At 69.9% G+C, this 12833-nt stretch carries 10 protein-coding genes; 2 read left to right on the top strand and 8 right to left on the bottom strand.

Going from position 1 to position 12833, the window contains the following annotated elements:
- Positions 1 to 85 precede the first annotated feature (85 nt).
- Together ACGFQ9_RS30635 and ACGFQ9_RS30640 are read right to left on the bottom strand one after the other, a co-directional pair.
- Positions 86 to 1204 (bottom strand): substrate-binding domain-containing protein, encoded by a 1119-nt coding sequence (locus tag ACGFQ9_RS30635; RefSeq protein ID WP_393578285.1) that lies wholly within the window; start codon positions 1202 to 1204, stop codon positions 86 to 88.
- Positions 1205 to 1321: 117 nt separating this feature from the next.
- Positions 1322 to 2536: an ROK family transcriptional regulator gene (locus ACGFQ9_RS30640; RefSeq protein ID WP_393578455.1), complete on the bottom strand. Its 1215-nt coding sequence runs from the start codon at positions 2534 to 2536 to the stop codon at positions 1322 to 1324.
- 314 nt (positions 2537 to 2850) lie between these two features.
- Between ACGFQ9_RS30640 and ACGFQ9_RS30645 the strand changes: the two genes are divergently transcribed.
- Entirely contained in the window at positions 2851 to 3384 is a 534-nt protein-coding gene (locus ACGFQ9_RS30645; RefSeq protein WP_393578287.1) for a hypothetical protein, read from the top strand.
- 4 nt (positions 3385 to 3388) lie between these two features.
- Here ACGFQ9_RS30645 and ACGFQ9_RS30650 read toward each other — a convergent pair whose 3' ends face one another.
- The 4 genes from ACGFQ9_RS30650 to acnA all read right to left on the bottom strand — a co-directional run bounded on the left by ACGFQ9_RS30650 (position 3389) and on the right by acnA (position 9755).
- The gene (locus ACGFQ9_RS30650; RefSeq protein WP_393578289.1) at positions 3389 to 4315 is read right to left on the bottom strand and encodes a carbohydrate ABC transporter permease; all 927 of its coding nucleotides are present in this window, start codon (positions 4313 to 4315) and stop codon (positions 3389 to 3391) included.
- A 69-nt stretch (positions 4316 to 4384) separates the two neighbouring features.
- On the bottom strand, positions 4385 to 5329 hold the full coding sequence (locus ACGFQ9_RS30655) for a carbohydrate ABC transporter permease (RefSeq protein WP_393578291.1): 945 nt from the start codon (positions 5327 to 5329) through the stop codon (positions 4385 to 4387).
- Between the two features lie 40 nt (positions 5330 to 5369).
- Positions 5370 to 6794 (bottom strand): N-acetylglucosamine/diacetylchitobiose ABC transporter substrate-binding protein, encoded by a 1425-nt coding sequence (gene ngcE, locus ACGFQ9_RS30660; RefSeq protein ID WP_393578293.1) that lies wholly within the window; start codon positions 6792 to 6794, stop codon positions 5370 to 5372.
- Between the two features lie 246 nt (positions 6795 to 7040).
- Positions 7041 to 9755, bottom strand: coding sequence for an aconitate hydratase AcnA (gene acnA / locus ACGFQ9_RS30665; RefSeq protein WP_393578294.1), 2715 nt, complete (start codon positions 9753 to 9755; stop codon positions 7041 to 7043).
- Between the two features lie 452 nt (positions 9756 to 10207).
- On the opposite strand from acnA, the gene ACGFQ9_RS30670 reads away from it, so the two are divergent.
- On the top strand, positions 10208 to 11071 hold the full coding sequence (locus ACGFQ9_RS30670) for an alpha/beta fold hydrolase (RefSeq protein WP_393578295.1): 864 nt from the start codon (positions 10208 to 10210) through the stop codon (positions 11069 to 11071).
- A gap of 31 nt (positions 11072 to 11102) precedes the next feature.
- On the opposite strand, the gene ACGFQ9_RS30675 is transcribed toward ACGFQ9_RS30670, so the two are convergent.
- Both ACGFQ9_RS30675 and ACGFQ9_RS30680 read right to left on the bottom strand, forming a co-directional pair.
- Positions 11103 to 11705, bottom strand: a complete 603-nt coding sequence (locus ACGFQ9_RS30675; protein WP_393578457.1) for an HD domain-containing protein — start codon at positions 11703 to 11705, stop codon at positions 11103 to 11105.
- 48 nt (positions 11706 to 11753) lie between these two features.
- Complete coding sequence (locus tag ACGFQ9_RS30680; RefSeq protein ID WP_393578297.1) at positions 11754 to 12764, bottom strand: LacI family DNA-binding transcriptional regulator; 1011 nt, start codon at positions 12762 to 12764, stop codon at positions 11754 to 11756.
- Positions 12765 to 12833 lie beyond the last annotated feature (69 nt).

The following is a 12833-nucleotide window of genomic DNA, read 5'->3' on the forward strand; positions in this document are numbered from 1 at the left end:
ACCGGCGCCCCGCGGATGGCGGGGATATGAGGGGCGGGGCGCCGGCCGGAGGGGGGCGCGGGCCCTCGCGGGGCCCGCGGCGCGGCTACTTGATGCCGGCGGACTCGCAGGCCGCGGCGTACTTGTCGGTGCAGATCTCGGCGACCGTGTAGACGCCGTCCTTCACCACGGTGTCCTTGATGTTGTCCTTGGTCAGCGAGACGACCGGGACCAGGACGGACGGGACGCCCTTGGTCGTGGGGCTGTCGACCTTGGAGGTGCCGATGGCGTCGACCTTCTCGCCCTTGGCGAGGGCCACGGCCATCTTCGCGGCGGCCTCGGCCTCCGGCGCGTAGGGCTTGTAGACGCTCATGTACTGCTCGCCCGCGACGATCCGCTGCACGCCCGCGAGCTCGGCGTCCTGGCCGGTGACCGGGGGGAGCGGGGTGACGCCGGCCGCCTTGAGGGCGGTGATGATGCCGCCGGCCATGCCGTCGTTGGCGGAGTAGACGCCGACGATCTTGTCCTTGCCGAGCGCCGAAATGGCCGCCGCCATGTTGGTGTTGGCGTTCTCCGGCTTCCACTCGACGGTGTCGTACTCCTTGCCGATGTTCACCTTGCCGTCGAGCTCGGCGTGCGCGCCCTTCTTGAACAGGGCGGCGTTCGGGTCGGTGACGGAACCGTTCATCATGACGATGTCGCCGGCCTTGGCCTTGTCGCCCAGGGCGGTCAGCAGGGCCTTGCCCTGGACCTTGCCGACCTCTTCGTTGTCGAAGGAGGTGTAGGCGTCGATCGGGCCCTCGGCGAGGCGGTCGTAGGCGACGACCGGGATGCCGGCGTCCTTGGCCTTCTTCACCGCGCTCGCGATGGCCTTGGAGTCCACCGCGTCCAGGATCAGCACGTCCACCTTGTTGGTGATCATCGTGTCGACCTGGGAGTTCTGCGTGGTCGCGGACTGCTTGGCGTTGGCGTAGACGACCTCGCCCTTGCCGCCGGTGAGTTCCTTGACCTGCTTCTCGATGAGCGGCTTGTCGAACTTCTCGTAACGCGCGGTCTGGTTCTCCGGAAGGAGCAGACCGACCTTGATCGCCTCACCGGCCGTGGCGGTGCCGGTGGAGTCCTTGGGCTTCTCGCCGGCTTCCTTCGCGCTGCCGCAGGCGGCGAGCGAGACGGCCATGGCGGTGGCTGCGACGGCAACAGCGGCTCTGCGCATCCGCGTGTTCATTTCCTGAACCTCCCTGACGAGGCCGCAACGCTGCGGCCGAGGTGGACGTGAGTCAACCCCGGCCGCAACTTGTCGTCAAGGAGTGAATCCTTAACGAGATGACAACGGTGCCATCCGTTATCTAACTGAAGACAAGGGCCGCGGCGCCGCAACTCCGCCGCCAGTGACCGGCAAAAGCGTCGAATCACCCATCTCGCTCAGTACGAGCGCCAGCGCGCCCAGCACCTCGGCCCGGCCGCCCAGCGACCCGGTCAGCACCGACAACTGGCGGGCCGCACTGGGGATCGCGTACCTCCCCACGGATTCACGTATGGGGGCCAGCACCAGTTCACCGGCGTCCGCCAGCGAGCCGCCGAGCACCACCCGGCTGGGGTTGAGCAGATTGCACAGGCTGGCCACCCCGCTGCCCACGTGCCGGCCCACGTCCGTGACCACCCGGCGGCAGCCGGGATCGCCCTCCCGGGCCAGCTCCACCACGCGCTCCATGGTGAGTTCCGGCCCGTGGCTGCCCTGCAGCAGCGGCAACACGTAGCGGGCGGCGGCGAAGGTCTCCAGGCAGCCGCGGTTGCCGCAGCGGCAGACCGGCCCGGACTCGTCCAGGGTGATGTGCCCGATCTCCCCCGCGGTGCCGCCCGGGCCCCGGTAGATCTGGCCGTTTATGACCAGGCCGGCGCCGACGCCGCTGGCCACCTTGATGTACGCCAGGTCCTTGACCCCGCGGCCGCTCCCCCACACCAGCTCGCCCAGCGCACCCAGGTTGGCGTCGTTGTCCACGTACACCGGCACCCCGAGCCGCCGCGCGAGCTCGTCGCGCGGGTTGATGCCGGCCCAGCCCGGCAGGATCGCGGTGGAGCCGAGCGTCCCGGACTCCACGTCGATCGGGCCGGGCACGCCCAGACCCACGCCGATGACCTTCTCGCGGACCGTCCCCACGCTCTCGATCAGCCGTCCGACCAGGTGTTCCGCCCGGTCGAAGCCGTCGACCCAGGAGGCGTCCACGTCCAGCGGCTCGACCTCCTCGGCCAGCACCTGATGGGCGAGGTTCCCGACCGCGACCCTCAGGTGCGTGTGCCCGAAGTCCACGCCGATGACGATCCCCGCGTCGCCGCTGAGCGAGACGCTGCGCGCCCGGCGGCCCCCCGCCGAGGTCGGTGTGACCTCCACGGTCCCGCCGTCCTTCAGCTCCCGGACGATGTTGGAGACCGTGGCCGCCGACAGTCCGGTGGTACGGGCGATCTCCGCCTGGGTCAGCGAACCGGCGAGCCGCACCGCCCGTACGACCCGTTCGAGATTCGCGCGGTGCAAGGACGACTGCGAACCCGGAGTCTCCACCACTGATCCACTCCTGCCATCTCTCCAACTTGTGAACCCCAAGTCGACCCCTGGGGCTTTCCGGCGTCAAGAGCCGCTGACGACGGTCATGACCAAAAGTACGAGAGAAGCACAATCCGGCTCGGCGCCCGCGGTCACCGGGGCGACGGTCAGGCCAGTATTTCCCGGTTTCCTCGCGCATGCCCCTGATGCGCCCGGGTACGCCATGACACACCGCATACCAATTGAACGCGTTCAGTCCAGCTGGCAGCATGGAGCCCGCGCCACCGCCCGCCGGTCGACGCGTGCGTTTGCCGTGCCCGAGGGGGGTGTCCGTGGACGAGAAGCGTTCGTACGGCCGGGTACTGGTGGTCTCGGTGCTGGTGGGGTACCTGGAGGTCGCGCTCACCCTGGTGGTGGTGCTCCTGTCCCTGTGGATGCGGTATCCACCCGGCGCCGCCCTCGACTACGCCGCGGAGGGGGCGGTGGTGATCACCCTCATCCCCCTCATCGGGGTGATCGCGTTCCTGCTGTCGCTGCTCTTCGTGCTGCCGTCGGTGGCGCTGGCCGCCCTGTCGGCCCGCCGGATCGGCGGACCCGAGGCGCTGTGGGCGCCGCTGATGGTGGCCGCCCTGCTGGGGCCGCCCGTCACGGCCTTCTGGACGTACAACGACGTGGCGACGCGGCCCATGCTGGTCTTCTGGGCGTGCGCCACGGCCTCGCTCTCGGCGGGCGCCCTGATCGCCCGTACCGGCCGGAGCGGACTGTTCCGGCGGGTGGCTCTGTGGGGTGCGGCGGTCGTGGCCGGGACCGGCGTCCTCGGCGCGGCCGGACTCGCCACCGGCCTGCTGCCCTTGTACGGCTCCTGAGGACCTACTTCAAGGTGGCCGAGGTCAGACCGGACTGGATCTGCCGCTGGAAGGAGAGGTAGACCACCAGCATCGGGATCATCGCGATGGTCACGCCGGCGAACAGGACCGGCAGGTCGGTGGCGTACCCCTGCTGCTGCTGGAGCTGGATCAGGCCCTGGGTGAGCAGGTACCGCTCGGGATCGGATCCGGTCTGCGGCTGCATCAGCACCGTGGGCAGGATGTACTGGTTCCACTGACCCAGGGTGTTGAAGATGCCGACGCTGATCAGGCCGGGCTTGGCCATCGGCAGCATCACCTGGAAGAAGATCCGGGTGTCCGAGGCCCCGTCGATCACCGCGGCCTCGTGCACCGCCGTCGGCAGGGTGCGGAAGAACGAGTGCATGAAGAAGACGGTGAAGGGCATCGAGTACGCGACGTACACCAGGATCAGGCCCTGGTAGGTGTTCAGCATGTCGAAGCGCTTGACCATGAAGAACAGCGGCACCAGCGCCAGGAACACCGGGAACATCGCCCCGCCGACGAAGAAGTAGTACAGGAACCGGTTCCCCGGGAAGGGGTAGCGGGCCAGTACGTACGCCGCCATCGAGCCGAGCAGCATGGTCAGCGGGACGGAGAACGCCATCACGATCAGCGTGTTGGCGAAGTAGTCCCCGATGCCCTTGTCCCAGGCCCGCCCGAAGGCGTCGAAGTTCCAGTTCGAGGGCCAACTGAGGGCCGACCCGCCGATCTGGGCGTCGGTCTTGAAGGACCCGAGCGCCAGCCAGACCAGCGGCAGCACGATCAGCAGCGCCCACAGGGCCAGGAAGCCGTGCGAGAAGACGTTGAGGACCGCGCCCTCCGAGCCGCGCCCGCGCCGCTCCTGCGGGCCGGCGGAGCCGCCGGAGCGCCCGGCGGCCGCCTCGCCCGGGGCCTTGATCACTGTGGTCATGGTGTCTCCCGCTCCCGGTGGGCTCGTACCGCTCGTGCCGCTCGTACCGCTCGTACCGCTCGTACCGCTCTAGAACTCGATGCGCTCGCGGCGGGTCGCGCGCAGCGTGATGATCGAGAGGATCATGGTCAGCAGGAGCATGACCACGCCCATGGCACAGGCGTAGCCGCTCTTGCCGAAGTACAGGAAGTTCCGCATCAGCACCGTCGCCATGACCTCGCTGTGGTGGTCCGGGCCGCCGCCGAACTGGCCCGAGGTCATCGTCGAGACCAGGACGAACATGTCCATCGCGGCGATGCCCAGGTAGACCGCGGAGGTCTGTACGGAGTCCCACAGCAGGGGCAGGGTGACCTTGAAGAAGGTCTGCCCGCGGCGCGCGCCGTCGAGCAGCGCCGCTTCGTAGATGTCCCTGGGGATGGACTGCATGGCGGCGGAGAAGAGGACCAGGTAGAAGCCGACCCCGTGCCAGATGACCACCAGCAGCAGGCACCAGAGGACGAGGTCCGGTTCGTTGAGCCATTCGACCGGGTGCCGGTCATCCACCAGCCCGGTGCGGATCAGGAAGCCGTTGAGCAGGCCGCCCTGGTCGCTGCGGTACACGGCGCCGAAGAGCACGGCGAGGATGGCGAGGGAAAGGACCTGCGGGAAGAAGTAGACGATCTTGTAGAAGCCTGATCCCCGGACGCCCTGCACCCCGCCGGCACCGCCCCGCCCGCCCGCGTTCACCATGAAGGCGAAGAACAGGGCGAGCAGGATGGTGACCACCGGGACGAACACCAGGAGCAGCAGGTTGTTCCAGAGGGCGCCGCGGAAGACCTCGTCCTTCATCAGTGCGGAGTAGTTGTCCAGTCCGACGAAGTCGAACACGGGCGACTGCCCCGACCAGTTGGTGAAGGAGTAGCCGAACGTCTGTACGTACGGCCAGATGACGAAGGTCAGGTACAGCGCGAGCGGCGCGAAGAGGAAGCCGGCGATGAATCCGGCCCGTCCCTTGCTGCGGGCTACCTGGCTCATGGTGTCCTTCCCTGCGTCACGGTGTCCGTCGCCCCGCGGGTCAGCTGCGGCGGTTGTTCTTGGCGTTCGGGTCCTGGGCCGCCTTGTTCACCGCGGCCTGGCACCGCTTGATCCACTCCTTGGGCTGGATGCGCTTGGCCATCAGCTCATTGGACGCGTCCTGGATCGCGGTGTCCATTTCGCTGTACCACTCGGTGTACAGGTAGTTGAAGGTGCCCTCGCCGGCCGCCTTGAGGGCCGCCACCGCCGACTGGGTGCCGGGGCGCAGCTTGACGCCCGGGTCCACGCCGTCCTTGACCACGCTGAGGGAGTTCGCCTGCTGGGCGAAGACGGTCGACCATTCGCGGGACAGCATCGAACGGATGAACTCCAGGCCGCCGGCCTTGTTGGCGGCCTTCTCCGGGACGATGAACGGCTCTCCGGCGCCGGCCCGGATGGCCTCGAAGGGCAGCTTGCTGTCCGCCGGCGGCGGCACCGGCAGGAACTGCATGTCGAAGTCGGCCGGGGTCTGCTTGAGCTGCTCGTTCTCCAGCCAGGAGCCGGAGGGGATGAAGGCCGCCTTGTACTGGTTCCAGGCGGTCTGCGACTCCGTGTGGGTGAGGCCGTTGGTGCCGGGCATCAGCAGGCCCTTCTCCACCACCTCGTAGATCGCCTCGACGGCGGCGAGGGCAGCCGGATTGCCCTCGAAGGCGTTCGGCTCCAGGTTGTCGATGGCCTTCATGGCCTCCAGACCGCCCTTCTTGGCGATCAGGTCCATGATCACGACGTTGATGTAGTACGGGAACTTGCCCTGGTGGGCCAGGCCGCCGATGCCGGCCTCCTTGGCCTTCGTGCAGACCGCGAGGAACTCGTCCCAGGTCTTCGGCGGGGTCCAGCCCTTCTCCTTGAAGAGCTTGCCCGAGTACCAGAAGCCGAACACGGTGTAGACGTAATTCAGCGCGACGAACTTGCCGCCCTGGGTGCCCTGTTCGACGGTGCCGGGGATCAGCGTGTCCCGGACCTTCTTGGCCGGGTCGTCCAGCGAGGGCGCGTCCAGTACCGCGGTCAGGTCGGCCAGCTGCCCGGCCTTGAAGAGCACGTCCAGTTTGATCTTCTGCGCGCCGGAGTTGTCGACCACGTCCGGCGGGTTGCCGCCGTTGAAGCGGGTCTGGAGCTTCCCGGTGATCTCCTGGGTGCCCAGGTGGGAGCTGGCGGTGCCCCACTTCTTGTCGAAGGCCTGCTCCCAGGCCTTGGCGTAGTCGTCGCCGAAACCGCCCTTGAAGACGACGACCTCCAGCTTGCCCCCTCTGGCCACGCCGAAGGGGTTCTCCTTGGTCACCGGCGCCTTGTCCGGGCCCTTGGTGGTCTCCTCGCCACCGGAGGCGCAGGCGGACAGGACGCTCATCGTCGGCACCGTGATCAGCCCGAGTGCTGCGGAGCGCTTGATCAGATCTCGGCGTCCGAGGCCCTCACCAGTGGATCCCATGCTGTGTCCTCGCCTTCGTCAGAAATGTGAAGGAGGGCCCGGGGCCGCTTCGTCCGCGGTGGCCCGGACGCGCACAGGTATAGTCCACTTCCGCTCGGGGCAGCAAGATCGGGCACAAGAATTGGCCGGTGCTTTTTCCGAGTCGAGACCTGTCCGTCATCTGGCACCGTCCGCGGGAAAAGCGGAAGGGCCGTACCCCCTTAACGGGGATACGGCCCTTTGGTGTTGCCCTGCGGGCTTCGCCGCTTAGCCGCGGATGAGGTTCCGGAGCACGTACTGCATGATGCCGCCGTTGCGGTAGTAGTCCGCCTCACCGGGCGTGTCGATGCGGACGACCGCGTCGAACTCGACACCGGAGTCGGTGGTCACCTTGACGGTGCGCGGGGTGGTGCCCTCGTTGAGCTCCTCCACACCGGTGAAGGAGAAGGTCTCCTCGCCGGTCAGGCCCAGGGAGGCGGCCGAGGCGCCCTCCGGGAACTGCAGCGGGAGCACGCCCATGCCGATCAGGTTCGAGCGGTGGATGCGCTCGTAGGACTCGGCGATGACGGCCTTCACGCCGAGCAGCGCGGTGCCCTTCGCGGCCCAGTCGCGGGAGGAGCCGGAGCCGTACTCCTTGCCCGCCAGGATCACCAGCGGGATGCCGGCGGCCTGGTAGTTCTGGGAGGCGTCGTAGATGAAGGAGACCGGGGCGCCCTCGACGGTGAAGTCGCGGGTGAAGCCGCCCTCGGTGCCCGGCGCGATCTGGTTGCGCAGGCGGATGTTGGCGAACGTACCGCGGATCATGACCTCGTGGTTGCCGCGGCGGGAACCGTAGGAGTTGAAGTCGCGGCGCTCGACGCCGTGCTCGGTGAGGTACTGGCCGGCCGGGGTGTCGGCCTTGATCGCACCGGCCGGGGAGATGTGGTCGGTGGTGACCGAGTCGCCCAGCTTCGCCAGCACGCGGGCGCCGGCGATGTCGGAGACCGGGGTGGTCTCCATGGTCATGCCCTCGAAGTACGGGGGCTTGCGCACGTAGGTGGACTGCGGGTCCCACTCGAAGGTGTTGCCGGTCGGGATCGGCAGCGCCTGCCACTGGGCGTCGCCCGCGAAGACGTCCTGGTAGGACTTGTTGAACATGTCCTCGCCGATGGCGTTGGCGACGACGTCGTTGACCTCGGACTCCGACGGCCAGATGTCCTTGAGGAAGACCGGGTTGCCCTCGGTGTCGGTGCCGATGGCGTCCTTGGTGATGTCCACCTTCATGGAGCCCGCGATGGCGTACGCGACGACCAGCGGCGGGGAGGCCAGGTAGTTCATCTTGACGTCGGGGTTGATCCGGCCCTCGAAGTTGCGGTTGCCGGAGAGCACCGAGGTGACCGCGAGGTCGTGCTCGTTGATCGCCTTCGAGATCTCCTCGTCCAGCGGACCGGAGTTGCCGATGCAGGTGGTGCAGCCGTACCCGACGAGGTTGAAGCCCATCTTGTCGAGGTACGGGGTCAGGCCCGCCTTGTCGAAGTAGTCGGTGACGACCTTCGAGCCCGGAGCCAGGGTGGTCTTGACCCACGGCTTGCGGGCCAGGCCCTTCTCGACCGCCTTCTTGGCCACGAGCGCCGCGGCGACCATGACGTAGGGGTTCGAGGTGTTGGTGCAGGAGGTGATCGCGGCGACGGTGACGGCGCCGTGGTCGATCTCGAAGGAGGTGCCGTCGGCCAGGGTGACCTGGGTCGGGCGGGTCGGGACGCCGTTGGCCTGGGCCGGGGCGTCGGAGGCCGGGAAGGACTCCTGGCCGGCCTCGTCGGCGTCGTCCACGTAGTTGCGGACGTCCAGGGCGAACTGCTCGGCGGCGTTGGCCAGGACGATGCGGTCCTGCGGGCGCTTCGGGCCGGCGATGGAGGGGACGACCGTGGAGAGGTCGAGCTCCAGCTTCTCGGAGAAGTCCGGCTCGGCGGCCGGGTCCAGCCACAGGCCCTGCTCCTTGGCGTACGCCTCGACGAGCGCGACCTGCTGCTCGGAGCGGCCGGTGAGCTTGAGGTAGTTCAGGGTCTCGCCGTCGATCGGGAAGATCGCGGCGGTGGAGCCGAACTCGGGCGACATGTTGCCGATGGTGGCGCGGTTCGCGAGGGAGGTGGCGGCGACGCCCTCACCGTAGAACTCGACGAACTTGCCGACGACACCGTGCTTGCGCAGCATCTCGGTGATGGTCAGCACCAGGTCGGTGGCGGTGGTGCCGGTGGGCAGCTCGCCGGTCAGCTTGAAGCCGACGACGCGCGGGATCAGCATGGAGACCGGCTGGCCGAGCATCGCGGCCTCGGCCTCGATGCCGCCGACGCCCCAGCCCAGCACGCCGAGGCCGTTGACCATGGTGGTGTGGGAGTCGGTGCCGACGAGGGTGTCGGGGTAGGCCACGCCGTTGCGGACCATGACCGTGCGGGCCAGGTGCTCGATGTTCACCTGGTGGACGATGCCGGTGCCGGGCGGGACGACCTTGAACTCGTCGAAGGCGGTCTGGCCCCAGCGCAGGAACTGGTAGCGCTCCTTGTTGCGGCCGTACTCCAGCTCCACGTTCTGCGTGAAGGCGTCCTTGGTGCCGAACTTGTCGGCGATGACGGAGTGGTCGATGACCAGCTCGGCCGGGGCGAGCGGGTTGATCTTCGACGGGTCGCCGCCGAGCGCCTTGACGGCCTCGCGCATGGTGGCCAGGTCGACGACGCAGGGCACACCGGTGAAGTCCTGCATGATCACGCGGGCGGGCGTGAACTGGATCTCCTGGCTGGGCTGGGCCTGGGAGTCCCAGCCGCCCAGTGCGCGGATGTGGTCGGCGGTGATGTTCGCGCCGTCCTCCGTGCGGAGCAGGTTCTCCAGCAGCACCTTCAGGCTGTAGGGCAGACGGGCGGAGCCCTCCACCTTGTCCAGCCGGAAGATCTCGTACGACTCGTCGCCCACCTGCAGCGTGCTACGGGCGTCGAAGCTGTTCGCCGACACGACAGTCTCCTTCATGCATGAATTCGCGCGTTCTACCGCATCCTGCCGCGTGGCACTCTGGCCAATCCGCTAAGGTAGGGCTAAGTTAGGTAACCCTTACCAGCGGGGCGGCTGCGGTTCGCCTTCGGCAGATATCTCGATGTCGAGATAACTCTAGTACATGGCCGCGCCGAGGTCATGCACGGACCTGCGCGGAAACCGGTCGCGCGGCCCGCCGCGCCCGTGGAAGGCCCGCCGGACGGACCACGCCGGACGGACCATGCCGGCGGAAGCGCGGGCGGCGGAGCGAAGCCGCAGCCCGGCATCCGCTCGGAGTGCATGCCCGACCGCCGGCACGGTCCGTACGGGCCGGCGCACGGACACCCACCGAGACCACTCCGGCTTCGATGCGTCAGCTGACCTGCGGGGAAACCGGGTTGCTCCCCCACGCGAGTGCTGCGAACGTCGCGCGCATGCCTACTTTCACCTCGTACGACGGGACCGAGCTCGCCTACCACGTCTGCGGAGACCCCGCAGCGGCGACCGCCCCCGATCTGATCTGCCTGCCCGGCGGCCCGATGCGGGACACCGCCTACCTCGGCGACCTCGGCGGCCTGGCCGCGTCCGCGGGCCGGCGCCTCATCCTGCTGGACCCGCGCGGAACCGGCGCGTCGGCGATACCCGCGGACCCGGCCACGTACCGCTGCGACCGCCAGGTCGAGGACGTGGAGGCACTGCGCCTGCACCTCGGCCTGGAACGGATCGACCTGCTCGCGCACAGCGCGGGCGCGAACCTCGCCGTGCTGTACGCGGCGCGGCGGCCGGAGCGGGTCGGCAGGCTCGCGCTGATCACTCCGAGCGTCATGGCCACCGGCATCGAGATCAGCGGGGAGCTGCGCCTGGAGACCGCCCGGCTCCGCAAGGACGAGCCGTGGTTCCCGGAGGCGTACGCCGCCCTGGAGGCGATCGTGGCGGGCGAGGCCACCCCGGAGAACTGGACGGCCGCCACCCCCTTCTTCCACGGGCGCTGGGACGAGGCGGCGCGGCGGCTCGCCGACGACAGCGACGGCCACAAGAACCACGAGGCCGGCGCCGTCTTCGGATCCGAGGGGGCCTATGACCCGGCCGCCCTGCGCGCCGCCCTCGCCCGCTTCGACCGGCCGGTCCTGGTCCTGGCCGGCGACTCCGACCTCCAGAGCCCACTGCCCGTGATGACCGAGTTCAGCGGCCTGTTCCCGCAGGCACGGCTGGCCATCCAGCCCGGCGCCGGCCACTTCCCGTGGTTGGACGACGCCCCGGCCTTCACCGCGACGACCGGGCGCTTCCTGGCGGGCTGACCCGGGCGCCGGGCGGGCGCGGTGGGGCGGCTCAGGTCTCGACCGGGAACGCCGCCTGAAAGGCCAGGCGGCGGGGAGCGTCCGCCCCGAGGCGGGTGAGCAGGTCGTCGAGCGCGAGGTACTCCTCCCAGGGCTCCCGGCCCGTCGCGTCGGCCAGCTCCCGGACGAAACGGTCCTCGAGACCGGGGACGCGCTGGTCCTTCCACACCTTGTCGGCCATGCTCACGAGGAGGTCCTCGACCGTGGCGGCCGGGTCGTCCCAGCTCGCATGGGTGGCGGCGAAGCGGGCCAGGGACGGCGCGAAGCCGTGACTCAGCAGCAGGCGGCGGCCCGCTTCCTCGTGGGCGGAGCCCGGGCCGGAGAGCTCCTCGGGGTGCAGGGTCTTGCCCACGTCGTGGGTCGCCGCGCCGAAGAGGACGGCGTCCCGGTCGACGGCGAGGCCCGGGTGGCGGCCCTGCAGCCAGTCGGCCAGGTCGACCGCCGCGTCGTGGACGGCACGCAGGTGAGCCGCCAGACGGGGTGGGGCGCTCAGGCGACGCAGGAGTTCCGCCACCGCGGGCGGCAGCGGCCGCAGCGGCGGCTCACCAGGGGCGTCCAGTGCGCGTGACAGGCCGCTGTCCGGGGGCGTGGTCATCGTCATACCGGCGACGCTAACGGTGCTCGGTCTCCGGAACATGGCGTTTCAGGAGGGTGTGGTCCGTGGGGCGGAGGAGGCGCGGGGCTGGAGGGCGGCCGGGACAGTGCGGCCGCCGGGGGTGGGGTGGGCCGGGGACTCCACCAGGCCGACCAGTGCCGCCACCGCCGCCTCCGCGATCAGCTCCGGGTGCAGGGTGACGGTGCTCACCGGGGGCTCGGCGGTGCCGTACGCCGGGTCCTCGCTCGCGCAGACGATCAGGAGGTCCTGTGGGACCCGCAGGCCGTGGCGGGCGGCGGCGGCCAGGGCCTGGCGGCCGCCCGGGTCGTAGAGGGAGTAGACGGCGTCGGCCGCGCCCCTGGCGAACGGCTCGTCGAAGGCGTGGCCGGGCCCGTCGTGCGGGTCGAAGCGGACCGGGATCGGCGGGCGGGCGTGCTCCTCGCACCAGCGTTCGTACGCCGTCGTCACCGCCCGCGTGTAGTACTCGCCGCCGAAGCCGCCGTGCAGGGCGATGCGTTGCGCGCCGGCCGCGGCGAGGTGGTCAAGGACCTCGCGGGTGGTCGCCGCGTGGTCGTTGTCCACCCAGGTGTCCTCCGGGCGGGGTGCGGTGGGGCGGCCGTCGAAGACGACCGGGATGCCGCGGGCGCGCAGGGCGCGCAGGACGGGGTCGCCGTCCGGACTGTCCAGCAGGAGCATCCCGTCCACGGCCAGGTTGTGCCACAGCGCTTCGGCGCCGCGGTCGGCGGGGAGCGTGGTCAGGGCGTAGCCGCGGGCGTGCGCGGCGGCGGTGGCGGCGGTCAGCCATCGGGAGAAGTAGGAGACCGCGACGTAGTTCCAGGCCGAGCCGGCGAAGGTGGTGACGGCCAGGCCGAGGGTGCGGGTGCGGGTACGCGGTCCGGCGGCCGGTGCGCCGTACCCGAGGGCGGTCGCGACCGCCCGGACCCGGCGGCGGGTGGCCTCGCCGATCCGCCCGGTGCCGTTGAGGGCGTGCGACACCGTCGCCGTGGACACCTCCGCGGCGCGCGCTATGTCGGCGATGGTCGGGCTGGCGGCGGGCACGGGGCCATCGTACGGATCCCTGCGCGGGCGGGGCGTGGTGAAGACGGCCGCGGATCACGTCGGGGGGGC

Source organism: Streptomyces sp. NPDC048603 (assembly GCF_043199475.1).
GTDB lineage: Bacteria > Actinomycetota > Actinomycetes > Streptomycetales > Streptomycetaceae > Streptomyces.